General features: G+C 67.7%; 17 protein-coding genes. 8 read left to right on the forward strand and 9 right to left on the reverse strand.

Features of this window, described 5'->3' with window-relative positions; translation table 11 throughout:
- Positions 1-204: 204 nt before the first annotated feature.
- From ACOYYX_RS35090 to ACOYYX_RS35105, 4 genes are all read left to right on the forward strand, one after another.
- Positions 205-1,842: a class I SAM-dependent methyltransferase gene (locus ACOYYX_RS35090; protein WP_422927308.1), complete on the forward strand. Its 1,638-nt coding sequence runs from the start codon at positions 205-207 to the stop codon at positions 1,840-1,842.
- A gap of 66 nt (positions 1,843-1,908) precedes the next feature.
- Complete coding sequence (locus ACOYYX_RS35095; RefSeq protein WP_422927309.1) at positions 1,909-2,712, forward strand: alpha/beta hydrolase; 804 nt, start codon at positions 1,909-1,911, stop codon at positions 2,710-2,712.
- A 575-nt stretch (positions 2,713-3,287) separates the two neighbouring features.
- Positions 3,288-4,988, forward strand: a complete 1,701-nt coding sequence (gene recN, locus ACOYYX_RS35100) for a DNA repair protein RecN (protein WP_422927310.1) — start codon at positions 3,288-3,290, stop codon at positions 4,986-4,988.
- 187 nt (positions 4,989-5,175) lie between these two features.
- Positions 5,176-5,511 (forward strand): transporter, encoded by a 336-nt coding sequence (locus tag ACOYYX_RS35105; RefSeq protein WP_422927311.1) that lies wholly within the window; start codon positions 5,176-5,178, stop codon positions 5,509-5,511.
- A 193-nt stretch (positions 5,512-5,704) separates the two neighbouring features.
- On the opposite strand, the gene ACOYYX_RS35110 is transcribed toward ACOYYX_RS35105, so the two are convergent.
- The 5 genes from ACOYYX_RS35110 to ACOYYX_RS35130 all read right to left on the reverse strand — a co-directional run bounded on the left by ACOYYX_RS35110 (position 5,705) and on the right by ACOYYX_RS35130 (position 10,134).
- Complete coding sequence (locus ACOYYX_RS35110; protein ID WP_422927312.1) at positions 5,705-6,295, reverse strand: NUDIX hydrolase; 591 nt, start codon at positions 6,293-6,295, stop codon at positions 5,705-5,707.
- A gap of 74 nt (positions 6,296-6,369) precedes the next feature.
- Positions 6,370-7,215 carry a Cof-type HAD-IIB family hydrolase gene (locus ACOYYX_RS35115; RefSeq protein WP_422927313.1) on the reverse strand — a complete coding sequence of 282 codons (846 nt, stop codon included), beginning with the start codon at positions 7,213-7,215 and terminating at the stop codon, positions 6,370-6,372.
- Between the two features lie 80 nt (positions 7,216-7,295).
- Positions 7,296-8,606: a lactate racemase domain-containing protein gene (locus ACOYYX_RS35120; protein ID WP_422927314.1), complete on the reverse strand. Its 1,311-nt coding sequence runs from the start codon at positions 8,604-8,606 to the stop codon at positions 7,296-7,298.
- A 363-nt stretch (positions 8,607-8,969) separates the two neighbouring features.
- On the reverse strand, positions 8,970-9,398 hold the full coding sequence (locus ACOYYX_RS35125) for a hypothetical protein (protein WP_422927315.1): 429 nt from the start codon (positions 9,396-9,398) through the stop codon (positions 8,970-8,972).
- A 295-nt stretch (positions 9,399-9,693) separates the two neighbouring features.
- Positions 9,694-10,134, reverse strand: coding sequence for a hypothetical protein (locus tag ACOYYX_RS35130; RefSeq protein ID WP_422927316.1), 441 nt, complete (start codon positions 10,132-10,134; stop codon positions 9,694-9,696).
- 363 nt (positions 10,135-10,497) lie between these two features.
- Between ACOYYX_RS35130 and ACOYYX_RS35135 the strand changes: the two genes are divergently transcribed.
- Positions 10,498-12,528: an Nramp family divalent metal transporter gene (locus ACOYYX_RS35135; RefSeq protein WP_422927317.1), complete on the forward strand. Its 2,031-nt coding sequence runs from the start codon at positions 10,498-10,500 to the stop codon at positions 12,526-12,528.
- 177 nt (positions 12,529-12,705) lie between these two features.
- On the opposite strand, the gene ACOYYX_RS35140 is transcribed toward ACOYYX_RS35135, so the two are convergent.
- Entirely contained in the window at positions 12,706-13,344 is a 639-nt protein-coding gene (locus ACOYYX_RS35140) for a hypothetical protein (protein ID WP_422927318.1), read from the reverse strand.
- A 576-nt stretch (positions 13,345-13,920) separates the two neighbouring features.
- On the opposite strand from ACOYYX_RS35140, the gene ACOYYX_RS35145 reads away from it, so the two are divergent.
- Positions 13,921-14,451, forward strand: a complete 531-nt coding sequence (locus tag ACOYYX_RS35145) for a GNAT family N-acetyltransferase (RefSeq protein WP_422927319.1) — start codon at positions 13,921-13,923, stop codon at positions 14,449-14,451.
- A gap of 30 nt (positions 14,452-14,481) precedes the next feature.
- Here the strand turns inward: ACOYYX_RS35145 and ACOYYX_RS35150 are convergent, their stop codons facing one another.
- The 3 genes from ACOYYX_RS35150 to ACOYYX_RS35160 all read right to left on the reverse strand — a co-directional run bounded on the left by ACOYYX_RS35150 (position 14,482) and on the right by ACOYYX_RS35160 (position 17,675).
- Positions 14,482-16,038 carry a glycoside hydrolase family 32 protein gene (locus ACOYYX_RS35150; RefSeq protein ID WP_422927320.1) on the reverse strand — a complete coding sequence of 519 codons (1,557 nt, stop codon included), beginning with the start codon at positions 16,036-16,038 and terminating at the stop codon, positions 14,482-14,484.
- Positions 16,039-16,256: 218 nt separating this feature from the next.
- Entirely contained in the window at positions 16,257-17,306 is a 1,050-nt protein-coding gene (locus tag ACOYYX_RS35155; protein WP_422927321.1) for a DUF1559 domain-containing protein, read from the reverse strand.
- Between the two features lie 114 nt (positions 17,307-17,420).
- Positions 17,421-17,675, reverse strand: a complete 255-nt coding sequence (locus ACOYYX_RS35160; protein WP_422927322.1) for a hypothetical protein — start codon at positions 17,673-17,675, stop codon at positions 17,421-17,423.
- Between the two features lie 1,024 nt (positions 17,676-18,699).
- On the opposite strand from ACOYYX_RS35160, the gene ACOYYX_RS35165 reads away from it, so the two are divergent.
- Both ACOYYX_RS35165 and ACOYYX_RS35170 read left to right on the forward strand, forming a co-directional pair.
- Positions 18,700-19,947, forward strand: a complete 1,248-nt coding sequence (locus ACOYYX_RS35165; RefSeq protein WP_422927323.1) for a M16 family metallopeptidase — start codon at positions 18,700-18,702, stop codon at positions 19,945-19,947.
- A gap of 69 nt (positions 19,948-20,016) precedes the next feature.
- Entirely contained in the window at positions 20,017-21,255 is a 1,239-nt protein-coding gene (locus tag ACOYYX_RS35170; protein ID WP_422927324.1) for a M16 family metallopeptidase, read from the forward strand.
- Positions 21,256-21,330 lie beyond the last annotated feature (75 nt).

The raw sequence follows: 21,330 nt of genomic DNA on the forward strand, positions 1-21,330 counted from the left end.
TCCCGTCATCCCCCCAAGGCGAAAGCCCGTGGCGGGTTGAGCCAGCGAGGCCGGCGAAGTCGTCGGCGTCTTTGATTCCTGATGCGAAGGGCCGTGACGAACGTCGATGGGGCCTGGCCCCGTCGTGACGGCCTCTGCGCGTACCTGGCTTCGGCTAGAAAGCCAAAAATGGGCGCGACCGCTCCGGGTCGGGGAGTATCGGCATTGCGTCGAGATCTCGGCGATTTCCAGACCCCCCCCGAGCTGGTCGAATGCGTGCTCGACGCGATGGGCCCGCTCGGCGGGCGCTGGGGCAGGGTGCTCGAGCCCACCTGCGGCCGTGGGCACTTCCTCGCGGGGATCCTCGCCAGGGGGAACGCCCCGAAGGAACTGCGAGGGATCGAGGTCCAGCCGGTCCACTTCGAGACCGCCAGCCGCACGCTGGCCGCGGCCGTCGCCGACGCCAATGCCCACTCCCAGGCCATCGGCGTCGGGGGAACCGGCGTCGACGTCCGACTGCTACAGGCCGACCTCTTCCGGGTGGATCTGCGCAAGGACCTGGAATGGCAGGGGTCGGGCCCCTTGCTCGTGATCGGGAACCCGCCCTGGGTGACGAACGCGGGGCTCGGCGTGCTCGGGGGGGGGATCCTGCCCGAGAAGTCGAACGTCAAGAAGAGGCGCGGGATCGACGCGATGACGGGGGCGTCGAACTTCGACGTCGCCGAGGCGATCTGGCTCAAGCTCATCAAGGAGCTGGCCCACGAGGAGGCGACGATCGCCTTGCTCTGCAAGCTCTCGGTGGCCCGAGGGATCCTCGAGTTCGCCGAGCGCCAGCGCTTGCCGATCGCCGAGGCCTCGATCTTCACCATCGACGCCAGGCGATGGTTCAAGGTCGTGGTCGACGCCTGCCTCTTCCGCGTGACCCTCGGCCCGCCGACCCCGCTCCGCAAGGTGCCGATCCATCAGGGGCTCGACCCTTCCAGGGCTCCGCGCCACTTCATCGGCTTCGCCCGGGGGCGGATCATCGCCGACGTGGAGGCGTACGAACCCTTCCGGTACGCCGACGGCGAGTGCCCGCTCACCTGGCGGCAGGGGCTCAAGCACGACGCCGCCGCCGTGATGGAGCTGACGCTCGACGCCTCGGGCGAGGCCTACCGCAACAAGCTCGGAGAACTCGTCGACGTGGAGCCGTCGCGGGTCTATCCGCTGGTGAAGGGCTCGGACCTCGTCCCGGATCCGACGCCCCGCCCGCGCCGAGGGGTCCTGGTCACGCAGCAGAGGATCGGGCAGGAAACCCGCGAACTGGCGGAGACCTCGCCGAGGCTCTGGGCCTACCTCGGCGCCCACGCGGCCGACTTCGCCCGGCGGAAGTCGTCGATCTACAAGGGGCAGCCGCCGTTCGCCCTCTTCGGGGTCGGGCCTTACAGCTTCGCCCCGTACAAGGTGGCCATCTCCGGCCTGCACAAGGAGCCGACGTTCCTGGCCCTCGGGCCGAGGGCGGGGCGGCCGGTCATGCTCGACGACACCAGCTACTTCCTCCCCTGCCGGACGGCCGAGCAGGCGGCATTGACGGCGGCCCTCCTGAACGACCCGGCGACCCTCAGCCTCCTCCGCGCGATCACGTTTCGCGACGCCAAGCGGCCGATCACCAAGGCGGTCCTCCAGCGGCTCGACCTCAATGCGCTCGCCGCCTCCGTCGACCAGGACGCCCTGATCGAGCGAGCGGAGAGGGAGCTGGCCCGGCTGCTCGACGGCGAGAGTCGAGAGGACGACCCGCTCGACGCCAACGCCGGGGCCCCCGAAACCGCAACCGTCGAGCCGGCGAGTCCTCCCGCGACGACGACCGCCGTGTCAAACTCGTAGGCGAGAAGGGGCGGTCCACCCCGGCCCGCCGAACCGAAGGACAACGAGAGAGCCGAGCCCCATCCCATGGCCTTCGCGACCCTCCAGTACCACAGCCGCTCGCTGAACAAAGCCTCGTCCCTCAATATCGTCTTCCCCGACGATCCGGCGATCCCCCGGCCCTGGTCGGTCTTCTACCTCCTGCACGGGCTCTCCGACGACCACACGATCTGGATGCGCCGGACGAGCATCGAGCGGTACGTCGCGGGCCTGCCGCTGGTCGTCGTCATGCCCGACGGCGGCCGGGGCTGGTACACGAACGCCGTCGAGGGGTACGCCCACGAGGACGACCTCATCAAGGACATCGTCGGCCTCGTCGACCGCACCTTCCCCGTCAAGGCCGAGCGCGAAGGCCGGGCCATCGGCGGCCTCTCGATGGGGGGCTACGGGGCGGTCAAGGTCGGGCTCAAGCACCACGAGATGTTCTGCAGCGTCACCTCCCACTCGGGGGCCCTCGCCTTCGTCCGAGGGGACCTGAAGAAGCTCAAGGAGCTCTCCCCCGAGGCCGAGCGGGTCTTCGGCCCCACCCCCAAGGACGGCCCCGAGGACCCTTTCGCCATCGTCCAGCGCATCGACCACGGCCGCGTCCCGGCCATGCGGATCGACTGCGGGGTCGATGACTTCTTGATCGAGCACAATCGAGAATTCCACAAACATCTCGACGCCCTGCATATTCCCCACGAATACCAAGAATATCCGGGTGCCCACGACTGGGCCTACTGGGACCGCCACGTCCAGGAGGCCATCGCCTTCCACGCCAGGAACCTCAAGATCGAGAAGCCGCCCGAGAAGAAGGCCGAGGCCAAGAAGGACGAAACCAAGAAGGACTGAGCCGCCGGGCTTCGCGCTCGCGAACCGGCATACGTCGATCTCAAAAGCATCCACAAGCCCCGCCTCGCCAACCCCGGCGAGGCGGGCTCGACGCCCTCCCGCCCGCCGCAATCGCTAGACCTCGACGACCTTGCGGCCCCTCGCCGGAGGAATCAAAGATCCTCCGCCATTCGCGTCTTGACTCCGAGCAAGACATACAGAACAATCGTCCAGTACTGAAAGCTTGCCAACCAGATGGCTCGCGCATCAGCGGACGCCGGCCGGACTCTTCCGAAATTCCACGAGATCGGGCCGGGGCTCCATTCCAACGAAGGTGAGGGCGTTCGAGCCCGTACAAGTGCCGCGTTTGTCGCGCCGGGGGCCTCCTCGTTGCTTCCACAAATGCGGGCGGGCGGGATGCGTCCGACCTTCCCGGGGTTTCCGGATTCGCGGCCGAGGTCGCAGCCATCATCACTTTAGAAAAAGATGTCTCGACGGCTCCCCGGGTCAGGATGACGGGGCGCCCGCGGCGATCCGGTCGAAGCTGGCGGGTCGGGCAGGGATGATGTTTTCGCGAGTGGGGAGACTCGAGGGCCATGCTTCGCGAACTATCGGTTCAGAACCTGGCGCTGATCGAAGACGTCCGCGTCGAGCTGGAGCGAGGCTACTGCGCCTGGACGGGGGAGACGGGGGCCGGCAAGAGCCTCCTGCTCACGGCCCTCGGCCTGCTCCTGGGGGGCAAGGGCTCCGGCGACCTCGTGCGCGAGGGGAAGGACGAGGCGAGGGTAGCGTCGATCTTCGAGGTCGACGACCCGACGCTGAGGGAGGAGGTCGAGGAGATCCTCGGCGGCGCGCTCGACGACGCCCAGCTCATCCTCACCCGCCGGATCTCGGCGCAGGGCAGGGGCTCGGCGCATGCGAACGGGCTCCCCGTCACGATCGCGACCTTGCAGAAGCTCGGCCAGCGGCTCGTGGACATCCACGGCCAGCACGAAGGGCGCGCCCTGCTCGACCCCGACTGCCAGCGGAGCCTGCTCGACGCCCACGGGGGCCTCGGCCAATTCGTCGCCGACTATCGGGCGTGCCGCTCTACCTATGAGACCTTGCGGCGGCAACGGCTCGAGCTCTTGCGATCGGCCCAGGAACGGCAGCGGCAGCGGGCCTTGCTCGAGTTCGAGCGCGACGAGCTGGCCGCCGCCGGGCCCATCGCCGGCGAGTACAACGAGCTGACTCGCGAGGCCCAGCGGCTCGGCAACGCCGAGGAGCTGCGCGCGGCCTCGGCCGAGGGTTACGCGTCGCTCTACGAGGCCGACGGCTCGGCCCAGGAGATCCTCCAGCGGATCGCCCGGAGGCTCGAGCCCCTCGCCGACTCCGCCCCCGAGCTGGCCGAGATCTCGGCGAACCTCGAGCGCCTCGCCGACGAGACCCGCGACGCCGCGTATGGCCTCCGCAAGCTCCGCCGCGACTGGGACGACGACCCCGGCCGGCTCGACGAGGTCGAGAACCGCCTGGCCCTCTACCGACGCCTCGCGGGCCGGTTCCAGTGCAAGGCCGACGACCTGCCCGCCCGCCTCGAGCAGGCCGTCCGAGAGTTGGGGGCCATCGAGCGCGACGACACGGATCTGCTCGGCCTCGACGCCCCTTTGACGCGAGCCTGGGCCGAGTTGAAAGGGGCGGCGGTTGCCCTCTCCGACGCCAGGAAGAGGACCTGCAAGGCCTTCGCCGACTCGGTCCAGGCGAGGCTCAAGGCGGTCGGCCTGGGGGCGGCCCGGCTCTCGCTGGACGTCGAAAGCCGGCCGCTCGACGACGTGCCCGGCGACAACCCCGCGCCGCCGGAGTGGGGCATCGACCGCGTCGAGTTCCTCTTCTCGGCGAACCCCGGGGAGCCGCCGAGGTCCTTGCGGAAGATCGCCTCGGGGGGCGAGCTCTCGCGCGTGACGCTGGCGATCAAGGCGGTCCTCGCCGGCTCCGACCGGACCCCGACGCTCGTCTTCGACGAGATCGACACCGGGGTCGGCGGTCGCCTCGGCTCGATGCTCGGCCGGACGATGGCCGAGCTGGCCGCGCACCACCAGATCATCTGCGTGACGCACCTGCCGCAGATGGCGAGCTTCGCCAATCGCCAGTGGGTGATCCGCAAGCGGGTCGAGCACGGGCGGACCTCCACCACGATCCTGCCGCTGGACACCGACGACCGCGTCGAGGAGCTCGCCGCCATGCTCCGGGGCGACTCCGCCGCCGAAGGAACCCGCCAGGAAGCCCTCTCCATGCTTCAGGAGGCGCGTGCGGCGCGCTAGCATGTCTGCGAACCGTCGCCGAATCGTGTGACATGCGTCGGCCCCGCCCGCCCCGGCACTCGACCACGATCCGCCGCGACGAACGTTCCGCGACGTAAGCGGGGACGTTGACGGCGTAACGTCGCCAAGGTCGTCCTCCTCCGCCCGCGGTCGTCCACACTCCCCTTTGCCGTGAAGCGAGGCTCGCATGAAGGATCGGATCGCCCTGCTCGTGACCGTGGCGTTCAGCGTGGTGGGGGTCCTCGGCGACTACCTGCTCAAGATCGCCAGCGACCAGAAGGTGCCGCTGAAGAGCAAGTGGTTCTACATCGGGTTCGCGGTCTATGGCTCCACGGCGCTCGGCTGGGTGTTCGTGATGCGGCACCTCAAGCTCGCGACGATCGGCGTGGTCTACTCGATCTCGATGATCCTGCTGCTGACGACCATCGGCGTCGTCATCTTCCGCGAGCCGCTGAGCGCGTACGAGGTCGCCGGCCTCATCATGGCCGTGGCCTCGCTGATCCTCTTGATGCGCTTCGCCTGAGCCGCCGCAAGTCAGGGCGTAGCTCGCCTCTCGCTGCGTTACGACACCCCGATGGAGCCTTGTCCCCCCTTTCTTGGTTGACCGGGATCGGGACAATTGGGGGCATTTTGCGAGGGGCCTCTCGTCGCGGCGCGACACCGATTGTCCCAATCGCGGCCACCCTTGAAAGCCGGAACCGCCGCGCGTGCTGGCGTCAGGCCGGGGCGATCGCCAGGGGGCCGCCGGGGTTGCGGGCTATCCACCATAGGAGGCCGCAGACGACGATGCCGTGGTCGATGCGGCCGTCGAGGATCATCGCGGGGATCGACGCCGAGGGGACCGGCTCGACGGTCAGCTCCTCGCCATGGTCGAGCTTCAGATCGGCGACCTTCCTCGCGTTCGTGATGAGGACGATGATCGTCTTCGAGGTCAGGATCGAGGGGTTCGTCCAGACCGAGCCGAGGAGGATCGGCGGATCGCCCGCGTAGCCGGTCTCCTCCAGGAGTTCGCGGGAAGCGGCGGTCAGGGCATCCTCGCCGGGGTCGACGAGGCCGCCGGGGGTCTCGAGACTGTCCGCGGCCGAGCCGGCGCGGAACTGCCTGACGAAGAGGACCTGCTCGTCCGGGGTCGAGGCAATGACCGTCACCGCGTCGGCCAGGTGCATGACGTAGAAGGCGTGCGCCCGCCCCGACTCTCGCGAACGGTAACGCTCGCGACGGAGCCGGAAGAGCCAGTTCTCCTCGAGGCTGACGTCCCCCTCGCCCGGCTCGCGGACCCAGGACGACTCGACTTGTGGATCCGACACGTTGGGCTTGGCTCCCGGTTGGGGTGGGACGACTGGCATCGAAATATGCCAATTTTCAGCAAGACGAAGGCGGGTCAGGCGGAGAGGAGCAGCTCGACGACCATGGAAACGCCGTCGTTGTCGTGGTCGCCGGTGACGTGGTCGGCCGCGGCGAGGACGGCCGCGGGGGCGTGCCCCATCGCGACGCCGAATCCGGCCCCCTCGATCATCGGCAGGTCGTTCATGTCGTCCCCCACCGCGCAGATCTCTTCGGGCGTGATGCCCCAGAGCTCGGCGAGGTGGAGCAGGGCCTCCCACTTGCTCGCGTCGTGGCGGAGGACCTCGCACATCGTCCCGACATATCTGGGGCTCTTCTGCACGAACGTCCGCACGCGGCCTTCCAGGGCGGAGAGGATGACCTCCTGGAACGCGAGCATCGACGGCCTCGAGCCGATCGCGCAGACGTGGTAGTGGCCGGCCTCCTGCGTGCGGAGGTGCCAGCCCGGCTCGACCAAAGCGTGCTCCAGATTTTTCCGCAGGTACTCGTCGAAGTGGGGCCGGCCGGTCTCGGCATCGTCTACGAGGAAGTCGAAGTCCTCCGGCCGGCGATCGAGGAACGAGACCGCGGGCTCGTCGTTCTCGTGGAAGAGGCGGAGGATCTCGGCGAAAAGATCGCCGTCGAAGTCGGCCTTCCAGAGGGTCTTGTGGTCGGCGGGGTCCTTGACGATCGCCCCCGAGTTGCAGACGAGGGGGGCGTCGAGCCCGAGCTGCTCGGCGACCGGCCTGGCCCGCCGGTATCGCCGCCCGGTGCAGAGGACTGGGCGAATGCCTGCCTCCGCCGCGCGGGCGACCGCCGCGGCCGTGCTGGCGCGGAGCCGCCCGTGGCTATCGAGCAGGGTCCCATCGACGTCGAGCGCCAGGATCCGGAAACGTCCGCCCATCGAAGCTCCGTCTCAACTTTCGACCCGTCCGACGTGCAAGGCCCCCTCCGGATTCCGAACCCGAAGGGGGTGCGCACATCTCAGTGGTCGGCGTAGGCCGCACCCGCCGCGCGTCGGCCCCGGACGCTCTCGGGGAAGAGCGATTCCTGGTCGAGCGTGCCGTCGACGTGGAATGGGATGTCCTGGTACTCGGTCTCTCGGGTCAGGTGGGGGTGGGCCTGGACCTCGGCCTCGAGCGCGGGGGTCACCCAAAGGGTCCCCAGCTCGAGCGAGTTGGGGATGATGACCATCCGGGCCTCCTTCGGGTCGATCCGCCAGCAGGTCTGGAGCGAGGCCTCGAAGACGTCGCGGTCGGTCGGCAAGGTGATCGGGATCCTCGCCCGCTCCAGGCAGCACGAGGTCAGGACGTTGATCTTGAACGGCTCGAGGTCGAGCTTGGAGACGAGCAGCTCGGTCGTGAGGTCGGCGAAGCCGATGCCCACGATGTTGCCGTGCGTCTCTTCCGAGGCGTCGAGCACGGCGAGCCTGGTGACGACCGGACGCTCGAAGTCATTCTGCGTCTCGACCATCAGGCGGCCGATGACGTTGGGGTCGATCCCCGCGCCCGAGTAGTTCTTGCCCAGTTCGCCGATGACGAGGACGTCGATCTGGTCGAACGGGAGCCGGGCCATCAGGCCCCGAGCCTTGTTCAGGAGGGCGGGCTCGACGTCGAAGATGGTCTCGGGCTCGATGGCGACGATCTCGGCGGGGACGTCCTCGGCGTTCTCGAGGATCGCCAGGCCGAGCGCGAACTTGGTGTGCGAGACGAGGTGCCTGCCCACGGCGGGGAGCACCTCTTTCAGCCCGCGGAGGCCGAGCTTGTGGACCTGCTCGGCCCCTTGCTGCTTGCCCAGGCCGATGACCAGCATCTTCAACACGCCCGACTCATGGGTCGCGTGAAAATCGGTGTGCGGCTTGACGCGATTGAGCAGGACGATGCCGTCGGCCTCGTACGCGTTCTTGTCGAAGTAGATGGGGAGGCCGATCGGGCTGGTGCCGACGACCACCGTGTCCATGTCGGTGCGGACCTCGACCCCCATCGTCTCGGGCGTGACCCGGTAGCCGGCCAGGAGCTCGCGCTGGCCTTCGGGCGTGGCACCGCCGTGGCTCCCCATCGCCGCGACGATGAAGGGCTTGTAGCCCATCTCCTTGAGGGCATCGACCGCGGCCCTGGCGATCGTCGGGATGACGGTGATTCCCCGGCTGCCGACGCCGACGGCGATCGTCCCGCCCGGCTTGACGCGCTCGGTCAGGCGGCTCTCCAGGATCAGGCGCCGGACGGTCCCCGGCACGTCGGCCAGGCGCGGCTGCGGAATCGTTTGGCGGACACGCGCCAGCGAAGGGAATGACATCCGACAAGATCCTCTCTAACGATGGTCGCGACGGCCGCGGCGACAACCGGAGCAAGCGGGGGGATACGGCCTCTGCCTCGACCCCTCAGTATAAGTCGCCCGCCAGACCCGTCAATCGCCCGCGAGAATATGACGGATGGGGGGCCGAGGAGATCTCGAGACGTTACGATCCCGACCCCGGCCCTCTCCGAACGGAACCGGACCTCGCAACGAACAAGCAAATGATTGCGCCGAGGGGTAGGAAGTCGGGGTTCGAAATGCAAAGGGCCCCGGGGGTTCCCGGGGCCCTTCGTCGCGATGGATCGGACTGATTGCACGCGTCGGAACGCGTCGCTGCCCAATCTCGGGAAAGCGCGGTGCACCTCACCACGAGTAGTAGGCGGGGGGCGCAAGCGTGGGCGGAGACGGGGCCCCGAAGGCCGGGGCATACACGCCAAGCGGCGGGGCCGGGGCGGGTGCGCCGGGGATCGCGAACGTGTCGTAACGGGCGGCCCCATACACGTAACCCGGACCGACCAGGCCCGGACGCCAGAGCCCGACGCCGAACTTGCCGGGGACCAGGGCATACGGGGCATAGCCGTATCCGTAGCCGGCGCCGTACGGCGAAGAGAACTCCGTGTATGTCCTCTTCATCCCGTAGCTGGCCGTGCCGTAAGTCGTCCCGTAATAACCGGGTGCGGCCAGGTACGGGTTGAGCCGCACCGGCGAGGGGGCGACCACCTGGGCTTCCGCCGAGGCACTCGCCAGGATCATCGCCGCCAGCGCGGCGAACCCAATTCGAAGCCGACTCATGGTGTTCCCCCAGTCGGGTCGCGTCTCGATATCGTTGGCGACGGGTGCATCCCGCAAATCCGGCCCAGACCATAGATGACAGGCCCGAGATTCAGGACGCACGCGCCGCGTTCTCTATGCGTCTCCAGGTTCCATTCTACGGCATGCCGGGCACCTTGGCGGACGTTCCGCAAAAAAAGCGAAGGCGGGAGGGGGATCACTCGTAAAGGATCCCCCTCCCGCCTCGATGGTTATCGGTCCTCATCCCCGAGGGGAGAGTGTTGTCGGATCGGAGCGAATCAATTCAAAAGGCCGATCACCAGCGCCATCCGCCGCGGCCGACGCTGTAGCCGTAGGCAGGGGCCGGGGCATAGTAGCCGGGGGCCGGGGCGTAAGCGCCCGGGGTGCCGTAGTAGGCCCGATTGCCGTAGGGGGCCGGATTCACATACCCGTTACCGTAATAGGTCGTCCCAGGGGCGACGTATCGCGAATAGCCCGAGCTGTACGTGGTGACGCCGTTGACCGGCATGCCCGGCGCCGGGGCGCCATAAATGTTGCTGTAGGTCGAGTTGTTGTTGTACGTGTAGCCGCGGGTGTACGTGTTGCCGTACCCGTAGCTCGTCACCGGCTGGCCGATCGAGATGCCCGGCCCGGCATAAGGGCTCCCGCCCGAGATGACGATCTGCGCGTTCGAGACCGAAGCGGCGCCCAGCAAGATCCCACCGGCGGCCAGCAATCCGAAGAGTCGGCTTCGCATGATAATTCTCCTCTTAACCCTTCAATGTTCGTGGTGCGTGTCTTGTCGTGTTCGATGGGTTGCGGCACGGAAGCGTGCCTCGGTTGTCCCTTGTCACGCTGTCCAATCATTGCAGATGACATGCCGGCAGGACGGAAAAGTCCGCCACAAACTTGAACCAATCCTCCCCGAATTTTCGCAGGCGGACCCCTCCGACGCAGCCTCTCGATTTTTTGGTCAACCAAAATCATTTGTTTCCGACGGCCGAAGAACAATTGCAGCGAACCCAAACGGCGTGTAAGTTGGTTTCGTCTTGAATCTGCGCACTCGAATAAGAATTCAGCCCCGCCCGAGTCATTGAGGGCGGCGGAAGGATGAAGCGATATGGCGTCGGGAGCGGAGTCGAGTCGTGGGCGGAAGTCGCTCGAGGAAGTGCATGGGTCGGTGTCGGTCGCCCAGCGCCACCCGTTGAAGCGTCTCTTCGCGTTCCTGGGCCCGGCGTATCTGGTCAGCGTCGGGTACATGGATCCGGGGAACTGGGCCACGGACCTGGAGGGGGGCGCCCGCTTCGGGTACGCCCTGGTCTGGGTCCTGCTGATGTCGAACATGATGGCCGTGCTCCTGCAGAGCCTGGCCGCGAGGCTCGGGGTGGTGACGGGGCATGACCTCGCCCAGGCCTGCCGGGCCGAGTATTCGAAGGGGGTCAATGCGATCCTCTGGCTCCTGGCCGAGATCGCGATCGCCGCGACCGACCTGGCGGAGGTGCTGGGGACGATCATCGCGCTCAAGCTGATGTTCGGCATCCCCTTATTGCTCGGATGCGCCATCACGGCCTTCGACACGTTCGCCTTGCTCTGGCTCCAGCGCTGGGGGATGCGGGCGATGGAGGCGATGATCATCGTGCTGGTCGCGACGATCGGCGGCTGCTTCCTCGTCGAGATGTTCTTCGCCAAGCCCGACGTCGTGGGGATCCTCCACGGCTTCAAGCCGACCCTGCCGCCGGGGGCCCTCTACGTGGCGATCGGCATCCTGGGGGCGACGGTGATGCCCCACAACCTGTACCTGCACTCGGCCCTGGTGCAGTCGCGCCGGATCGGGTCCGACTTCGCGAGCAAGCGGTCGGCCTGCAAGTTCAACCTGATCGACTCGACGATCGCGCTCAATGCGGCCTTCTTCGTCAACGCGGCGATCCTGATCCTGAGCGCGGCGGTCTTCCACAAGAACAACGTGGAGGTCGCCAGCATCGAGAGGGCGTACGAGCTGCTCCCCGACTTCCTCGGCAAGACGGCCCCGATCCTCTTCGGCATCGCCCTGCTGTGCGCCGGTCAGAGCTCGACGCTCACCGGCACGCTCTCGGGGCAGATCGTGATGGAAGGATATCTCCACATCAGGATCGCCCCCTGGCTCCGCCGCCTGGTGACGCGGACGATCGCGCTGCTGCCTGCGGTGCTGGTGATCTACTTCGTGGGCGAGGGGTCCACGCAGCAACTGCTCGTGCTCAGCCAGGTGGTGCTCAGCCTGCAGCTCTCGTTCGCGGTGATCCCGCTGATCCACTTCACGTCGAACAAGAAGAACATGGGCTCGCTGGCGACCCCCTGGTGGGCGCAGATCCTCGCCTGGATCACGGCGGCGATCATCGTCTCGCTCAACGGCAAGCTCGTGATCGACAACGTGAGCGAGTGGGTCGACGCCGCGGCGGCGTCGGGGACGAGCCTCGGGCCGATCCCGCTCGCCTGGGCCGTCGGCGGGGTCCTCTACACGCTCGTCGCCGCGGTCGCGGGGCTCCTGCTCTGGGTGACGTTCAAGCCCTGGATCCGGCCGTCCCCGCCGTGGACCCCGAAGCCCAGCGTCGAGCTCGACTGGTCCGACATGCTCCGGCCGAGGTCCCTGCGGGTCATCGCCGTGGCGCTCGAGCATAACCCCACGGATACCGAGATCCTCAACCGGGCGCTCGGCCTGGCCCATCCCGGCTCGACCGAGTTGATGCTGCTCCACGTCGTCGACACGCCCATGACCCGGCTCTACGGCAGCGAGACGGCCGACCGCGAGTCGAGCGCCGACGAGCGATACCTCGACGAGATCGTGCAGGTGCTCGAGTCGATGGGATACTCGGCCCGCTCGGTCCTGCTCTACGGGCCCGATCGCGCCGGGCTGCTCGTGAAGCACCTCAAGAAGGAGCCGGCCGACCTGCTCGTGGTCGGCTCGCACGGGCACGGCCTGGTGCGCGACCTCCTCTTCGGCCAGACGGTCGACAAGGTCCGGCACGGCCTGGACATCCCGATGCTCGTCGCCCGACCCGACCCGGCGCGTCCCGGCAACTCCGCGACGAACCTCCACGCGATCCCAGGCCTGAACGCCCACCTCCACCCCGAACCGGCCGGAGAAAACGACGCGGCCCCGTCGCCCCAGCCCTGAGGACTGCGGCCAACGGGGCGCACAAGGCTCGCTGACTGGCGTCGCCGGCCAACCGTGTCCCGGTCGTCGAAGGGGTCGGCTCAAGCGGGGGGGAGTCACGGCGGCAGAGGCCGAGGCGGGCGTCGGGCGGGCACCCATCGGGGGTCGAGGCGTTGCCTCGGCTCCCGGAGCCCTCTGTCAGATCTGGAGCAAGGCGTAGGCGATGAAGCCCACGACGACGATCGTGCCCGCCACCACGGCGAGCATGATGATCATCTGCTGACGCTCGTTGGCCGCGGTCGCCACCGGGGCGGACGGCCCCCCCGCGTAGTTCGGCGTCGGTGTGTAACTCGGCGGCGCCGGGGTGTACGACGGCTCGACCACCCTGGGCTGCGCCCTGACGACCGGCGGCTCGTTGACCGCCGCCGGGGCGACCGTGGCCGCGGCCGTCGCGAGGTCGGGGGCCGGCTCGGCGTAGGCGGGCTGGACCGGGGCGGCAGGAGCCGGGGCCGGGGCCGGAGCGGGGGCCGCGGCCGGTTGGGCCGGGCTGTCGCCCGTGTTGCGGCTCCAGGGGACCCAGCGACGGCCCTCGTTCCCCGACTGCGAGCTCTTCGACTCCGAGCGCCCGCTCGAGCCGCCATGGCCCCCCGAGCCGCTCGAGCCGAGCCGTCGACGCCCGCGGCGATAGACCCAGTTCTCGAACGAGTCGGTGCAGTGCTGGCAGAGATTCATCTCTGGCTTGATCGACTGCAGGGGCCCGAGCTCGACCTTGACCCGAGTCATCGGGTTATTCATCGGGTCGCGACAACGATCGCAGGTCATTAACGTGGTATTCATCGCATCGATTCCGCCCAGTTCGACGACATCAAGGGGCGGCGCGCCCCGGACTGCTCGGCCGAGGCATCAGCCCCCGAAATTGACCCAGCCGAGGCGATATATCTAAAGATTGGGACCCGTTTGACCCGGCTTTATTAAGAAACGCGCCCGGCTCGACCCTATGGAGAGTGAGCGACGGGACGGTTCGCGGGGGCAGACGCCCGACCTTCGATTCTCGCCGGACTGGTCCAGCGGCCTTGCTTATGTTGCCAGAAAGATACGTTCCGCTGGCGTGTGACCCGAGTTCAATCGACGTTTCGCAGGGAACGGGATCGGCGTCCCGATTATCCCAGGATGAGGACTCTCGAAAAAACGGCGGGAACGGTTCCTCTACGCAAGAATCGACCAGATGTGACGACTCCTTGAATTCGACCGGTACGCCGGAAATACCGGGCGTGGCCTGCAACCGACGGGAAATCCCGCGCGAGGAGCCGTCCCGGCGCCGATTGACCGGGGCTTGTCCTGGCCTTAGAATGCCCTGGAAATTCCAGGACGTTGACGACTCGGAGCGGGCCGCGTTCGCCCCCCTTAGACGCGATGGCGATCACGTATTACAAGCGGTTCCGGATGGAGATTGACCTCGACACGGCGCTCGACTCCGCCGTCCTGGCGTCCCCATTCGAGTGGACCTCGTGGGATGAGTCGCTGGTCGATCAGCATGCCGAGGTGAAGTTCCTCAGCTTCCGGGGGGAGATCGACTCCTGCGTCTTCCCCTGCCTGGGCGACCGCCACGGTTGCCAGCGCCTGATGCGGGAGATCCGCCGGAAGCCGGGGTTCCTCTCGTCGGCCACCTGGCTGATCCGGACCCCCGGCGGCTACGTCGGCACGGTGCAGGGGGTCATGGAGCGGGGCCCGATCGGCGCGATCCAGAACCTCGGCGTCATCCCCGAATACCGGGGGATGGGCCTGGGCAAGGCCCTGATCCGCCAGGCCCTCTGCGGGTTCTACCAGGCCGGCCTGCGCCGGGCCTTCCTCGAGGTCACGGCCGAGAACATCGGGGCCGTCCGGCTCTACCGGAACGTCGGCTTCCGCAGGGCCAAGACCCTCTACAAGGCGGTCGGCAGCTGAGACGCCGCCGACCCCCGATCCCACGACCCCTCAGCGCGGCGAGGGCTCCCAGACGCGGTCCTTCTGGGCCTCGCGGAACCCCTGATTCGTGGGGTGCAGCTTCCAGGACTCCACCTTCCCGAGCCGGGTCGGGGCCCCGACGGTGAAGGCGGCGAGGGTCGGGTGCCCAGCATACTCCGCGTGGTGGGCGAGGAGCGCCTGGCGGTCGTTGGCGAAGACCTCGACGATGTGACGGTCGACGAAGATCCGCAGCGTCACGTCCTCACCTTTCGGCAGGTCGGCGATCGAGAAGGGGGCCTCGGCCGTGCCGACGCGGAGGGTGCCGTACTCGGGGCGGAAGACGATGGGCAGGCCGCCCCCCTTGCCGTCGGCGTAGACGGTGAAGCCGAAGAGCTTGCGCTCGGCCTCGGCGCGGGGGATGGTGATCCGGATCTCGGAGGAGTCGCCCGAGAGGTCCGCGATCTTCGTGCCCGGCGGCGAGCGGTCGGCGAGGAGCGTGCGGGCGGCCTGGGTCAGGTCGATACTCTCGGCCGTGGTCGGATCGAAGCGGAGCGTCTCCAGCTCGCGCAGGGGCTTGATCCGGAGGATGCCGTCCTCGGGGAGGCTCAGCTCGCGGGGGAGGGACTGGAGCGTGAGGTTGCTCATCAGGCCGTCCTTGCGGTCGGCCGTCGCGAGCCAGGCCCACATCACGCGGCGGCCGTCGGGGGTGAGGACGCTCTCGGGGGCGAAGAAGTCGGCCCGCCATGACTCGCGGCTGAAGAGGCTCTGCCCCTCTCGCCTGAAGTTCATCCGGGCGTGGGAGGTGGGGACGAACTGCTCGCCCTTCGCGTCCCAGTCGCCCAGGTAATAGCGGCAGCCGAGGTCGTGGCTGATGCAGAGGAGCATCCACTTCCCGCCGATCGGGAAGAAGTTGGGGCAGGAGATGTCCTCACCTTTCGCAACATCCGGCATGTCGTGGCGGAGGAAGTCGCCGACGCGGGTCCAGGTCTTGAGGTCCTTCGACTTCAAGAGCGGGGGGTTCTCGCCGCCCGAAATCGAGTAGTAGGTGTCGCCGATCAGGAAGCAGTCAGGATCCCAGTGGTTGATCTTCAGCTCGGCCCCGCTAGCGTCGCGGACGTCGACGGGATACGGCTTCTCCCAGGCGGAGAGCTTGCTGTCCTTGGCGATCGCGATCTGGTTCTTGCCCGAGGATTCGCCGTGGTAGATCGCGGCGGGCTTGCCCTCCTTGGTGAGGAACCCGGTGCCGCTGAACATCCCGTGCCCGGTGAACGCCGGCTGGAGCTTGGTGGCCTGCCAGGTCCAGTGGAGCATATCCGGGCTCGTGACGTGGACGAACGAGAACGACCGGCGATCCTTCCAGGGGTGCTGGAGGATGTAGTGCAGGTGGTAGAGGCCGTCGAGGTAGAAGGCCGCGTTCGGGTCCCCCGGCAGGCTCTCGCCCCCCGGGTGCATCAGGTGGTAGTTCAGGACGAGGTGTTCGGGAGGGACCGCCGCCGGCCTGGGGGCGGAAGCCCCGTCCGCGGCGATCGCGCCCGGGGGTTGGATCAGGCCAAGGGAGAGCAGCACGGCGGCCATCGCCGTCGTCATTCGGAGCCTCGGAGAGAGCATCAAGCCGACCTCTGCAGGTGATGGTTGTCAGGTCCGTCGCGGGGCCTCTCAACCGTAACCTTGCGGATCGCAAGCGTCACGACCGAGGTGCGATCCTCGTACGGAGCATATCACCATGACCCGATGATGTCTGCCGGGCGCCCCGGAGTACGTACGACCGGGCGAAGGGGGCTCGCCCGGGTCGTCGAGGCAACCTGTCAATAGGCGTCGGAGCTGATGACCTCGCTGCCCGAGCGGGTGGAGAGGGCCTGGAGGACCAAAGGCCTGGCACTGCCATACTGGTACTCGCCGCAGTTCGAGCCGTAGTTGATGCCCACGGGATCGCCGGCATTATTCGGGTCGACCGGCCAGCTCGCGACGGTCTCCTTGACGAAGCGGACCGATCCGTCGGCGAAGGCGAAATTCGCACCGCCGGGGTGGAAGCTCGAGGGGGCCTCCAGGGGCACCCACCACCAGCCGTTGGCGATCTCCCCCTTGTACTTGCGGTGCGCGTTGACGGTGTAGTTGGTGTCGAAGAAGTTGTCCGACCACCAGCCCGACTGCCACCAGTGGTAGTACGCCTGATCGTCGGGGCTAAGGATCGCGTGGGCGTGCTCGCCGAAAAGCATCGTGTTGCTCAGGCCGTCGGTGACCTGGGCGATCGAGATGGCGCTCCGATTCCAGAACATCCCGGTCATCGAGCCGGCCATCGTCTGGAAGCAGGGCGCCGCATCCATGTTGTAGGTGTCGTCGACTCTGGTCCCGAGATACCAGGTCCCCCGGTTCGCGGCGTAGCTGGAATGCTTCTGGCGGAAGGGGTCCGGGCGATACTCATAGTACGTGTCCAGGGTACTGCCATCGGTGATGGCCGGATCGCTCGGGCACCAGAGCGTCGAGATGCCGAGTGACGCACCCGTCACGTTAGCCGCCGAGGGCAGGGCCAGCGAGTAGTTGTAGGCGTTGAAGGCCGCATTCTGCTCGATCTGGGGGAGCATGAAGGTGAAGACCCCGATGCCGAGCTGGATGCTGGTCGGGGAGATCCGCTGGTCCATATGTCCTGGCGGATAGACCCTGTACGTCGACTCGTAATTGGCCGCGCCGAGACCCAGTTGCTTGAGATTATTGACGCACTGGGAGCGGCGGGCGGCCTCCCGTGCCGCCTGGACGGCCGGCAGGAGTAGCGCGATGAGGACGGCGATGATGGCGATGACGACCAGCAATTCAATCAGCGTGAAACCGCGAGAACCAGGGCGTTCGCGATGGACCATCGAAGGCCTCCGGAACAGAGGGGGATTGGGAAAGAGCCTCCCGAACGGGCGGACGGTTGGGGACGAGGCGATCGGCGTTGAGTCGCCTCGTGCGGACGGCGGGGGGCGAGACGCTCAGCGATGAGTCGCCCCGTCCTGGTTGCGTTGCTCGGGTGAAGGTGGGGCGGGCGCCCGTCGCCCCTTCTTTGGGCGCGGCCCGTCGCCCCCCCTCACGATCCCTGCAGCGGCGGCCTTCTTCTTGGACTCCTCGATGCTAATCGTGCCGACATCAGCATACTGATCGCTGCAGCCGACCAGGATCGCGAACAGGGCGAGGCACGGCAACCGCTTACGGAAGCCGACATCGGGGCGACCGACCGACCGATTCATCGGATTCGGCTCCTCTTAGCGAATTCGGATTAGGACACAGTCGTGGCGAGCGCGAGGGGCGGGATCCTGCCCCTCGACTCTTTTCGAGACGGCCTCACGGGCGGAGGGTCGGGGAGGCGACACTGGCCGTGGAGCGGACGGTCTTGCCCTCTGTCACACTGGAGAGATGTTGGTGTGAGATGGGCTAGTGAAGATCCTATCCATAAATCACCGCGCTTACAATCGGGTACCCATCCACACTTCAAATCGTCCAGTTCGTCTGTCGATTTCTCAACACGGCATGCAGGACCAAGGCATTCGGTCCCCGAGTAACTCCGAGGCAGCATGCCCCCCGTAATCCAGGCCAACGGCATCAGCCCCGATGCCATTTCGCCCTGGGATAATCACCCCCTCGAGAGGTATAGTCGGCCGTGGCAGGATGTGACACCCACGCCTGATCTTCATCCCATTGAACATCTTTGGCTTGCTGATCCGACGATGCCAGCGATCCCGCAGGGGCCGCGGGAGATGACACCGCACCTAATATATTAGACAGTGTTACTATGTATCCGCCGGGAACGACGTGGCCTCCCAGCGATGGCGCGGGAGGATTCGCCCTGGCCGTTATCGCGCGAGGCGGTAGCGAACCGGACGTTCGACGAACGGGGCGCCGGGTAGAGAACCCCTGCCGCCGGCCGATCGGCCGCCCCGAGATCGCACTCGGGGCGGCCGAATTCCATCGGGCCGCTGCGCTTAATCGTGAGTCGTCCACACAGTTTCGGTATCATTCGTGCGGGGCGGACCACTTGCTGCCCGACGACGGGCGAGGGTCCGGCGCGTCCCTTTCGGGAGTCCCGGGCCCCCTCATCCGGCGAGCAGGGCTTGGCGCGGCGCCTACGATGGGCCATAAACCAAGTGGTCCACCATGATGGTCGCCTCGAAGCCGCACCGGGTCGGGCTCGGGCGCCGAGGACATTCGTCCGGGTTGCGTTCGATCGACGACCTTGCGTTTTGAAGGACGTTCACTGTTTGCCCCGAGGTCCACGTGCCTGACGCCTCCCTGATCCAGCAGCATCAATTCCCCAACGGCCTGGTCCTCATCGCCGAGTCGATGCCGGGGGTCCAATCGGCGGCCTTCACCCTGCTCATGCCGGCGGGATCCGCCTACGAGCCGGCCGACCGCTCGGGCGCGGCGGCGATGCTCTCCGAGTGGATCACCCGCGGCGCCGGCGACCGCGACAGCCGGGAACTCCTCAGCGCGCTGGACAACCTCGGCGTCAGCCACGGCGAGAGCGCCCAAACCCTGCACACAAGCGTCGCCGCGGCGACCCTGGGTCGCAACCTGATCCCGGCGCTCGAGATCTTCGCCGACGTCGTCCTCCGCCCCCACTTCGACGACGAGGAGGTCGAGCCGATCCGGGCCCTGGCCCTCCAGAACCTGCGAAGCCTGGAGGACGACCCCGGCACGAAGGTCATCTACGAGTTGCGTCGCCGCCACTTCCCGGATCCCTGGGGACGCCCCTCGCCCGGCTCTCCGGAGGGGATCGAGGCCCTGACCCCCGACGACCTCCGCGCCTTCCACGCCGCCGCCTATCGCCCCAACGGCGCGATCCTGGGCGTGGCCGGGGCGATCGACTGGCCGGTCCTGCGCGACGCCATCGGCCGACTCTTCGGCGGCTGGGGGCGCCAGCCCGAGCCGACGGTCGCGGTGAAGCCGACCGGCCCGAGCCGGGACCACATCCTCCGCGAGACCCAGCAGATCCAGATCGCCCTGGCGTACCCCACGGCGACCTTCTCCAGCCCCGACTACTACCGGGCCCGCGCCGCGACGGCGATCCTCGGCGGCTACTCGTCGGCCAGGCTCTTCACCGAGGTCCGCGAGAAGCGGGGGCTCTGCTACTCGGTCTACGCCAGTTATGAGAGCCAGATCGACCGCGCGGCGATCCTCTGCTACGCCGGCACGTCGGCCGACCGCGCCCAGGAGACCCTGGACGTGACCCTCGCCGAGATCGCCAGGCTGGCCAAGGACGGGGTCGAGCCGGAGGAGCTCGAGACGATGAAGGCCGGGCTCAAGAGCTCGCTGATCATGGCCCAGGAGTCGAGCATGAGCCGCTCGGCCTCGCTCGCGTCCGACTGGTTCCACCTGAAGCGGGTCCGCTCGCTCGACGAGATCTCGGCGGCCCTCGACGCGTTGACGCCGGCGTCGGTCAGCGAGTACGCGGCCACCCAGGGCAAGGACGGGATGACGATCCTGACCCTCGGACCGAACGCCCTGGTCGTCCCGCCGGCCTGACCGGCCCGTCGCCCGCACATATCAAGACAAGATCGAACACCTCGCCTCGCCACGTCATTGGGAGTACCGATGCGATTCCACCATACCGTCCTGGATAACGGCCTTCAGGTCATCGCCGAGTTGAACGACCAGGCGCACTCGGTCGCGTCCGGGTTCTTCGTCAAGGCCGGGAGCCGGGACGAGGCCCCCAAGGTCGCGGGCGTCTCGCACTTCCTCGAGCACATGATCTTCAAGGGGACCCCCAGGCGAGACGCCCTGGCGGTCAACCGGGACTTCGACCGCGTCGGGGCCAAGCACAACGCGCAGACCTCCGAGGAGGACACGTTCTACCACGTGACCTGCCTCCCCGAGTACCTGCCCAGGGCCTTCGACATCCTCTCCGACATCCTCCGCCCGAACCTCGCCGAGGACGACTTCGACACCGAGAAGAAGGTGATCATCGAAGAGATCCGCATGTATCTCGACTCGCCGATGTCCGTCGCGTACGAGGCGGCCAAGGCGGCGCACTTCGGCGGGCACCCGCTCGGGCAGAGCATCCTCGGCACCGTCGACTCGATCACGGCGATGAAGGTCGAGGAGATGCGGGCCTACTTCCAGAAGCGCTACAGCCCGGCAAACATCGTCCTCGCCTTCGCCGGCAAGAGCGACTGGGACCAGATCGTCGAGCTGGCGAAGTCGCATTGCGGCTCGTGGACCGGGGGCGAGGCCACCCGCAATGCCGTCCCGCCCAAGGGGACCGGCTCGTTCCAGGCGCTCCTCCGCGCCGACGACCAGCAGCAGACGGTCATCGGCGTCGCCGACGCCCCGCCGCTCGAGAGCGCCGACCGCTACGCCGCGCAGCTCCTGGCGACGGTCCTGGGGGACCACACCGGCTCCCGCCTCTACTGGAGCCTGATCGACCCCGGCTACGCCGACGGCGTGGACGTCTCGTACCAGGACTACAACCAGGCCGGGACCTTCTTCACCTTCCTGAGCTGCGAGCCCGACGAGACCCAGGCCAACCTCGCCCGGATCACCGAGGTCTACCGCGCCGCGATGGCCGGCGACCTCACCGAGGAGGAGCTGACGCAGGCCAAGAACAAGGTGCTCGCCCGCTCGGTCCTCCGCAGCGAGCGCCCGATGGGGCGGCTCGCCTCGCTCGGGTTCCACTGGACGTACCGACGCGAGTACGTCTCGGTCGCCCACGAGCTGGAAGCGTTCTCCAAGGTCACGCTCGACGACCTGCACCGGCTCTGCCAGCAGTGGCCGCTCCTGCCGATGACCGTCGTCTCCGTCGGCCCGACGACCGACGTCCACGCCCCCGAGTGATCCCAGCAGGGGCGAGGGCTATGACCGGCCCTCGCCCCTTTCGTTTCGAAACCGGCCGAGCCGAGGAGAGGTGCT

The organism is Singulisphaera chitinilytica (assembly GCF_049331405.1).
Lineage (GTDB): Bacteria > Planctomycetota > Planctomycetia > Isosphaerales > Isosphaeraceae > PoT.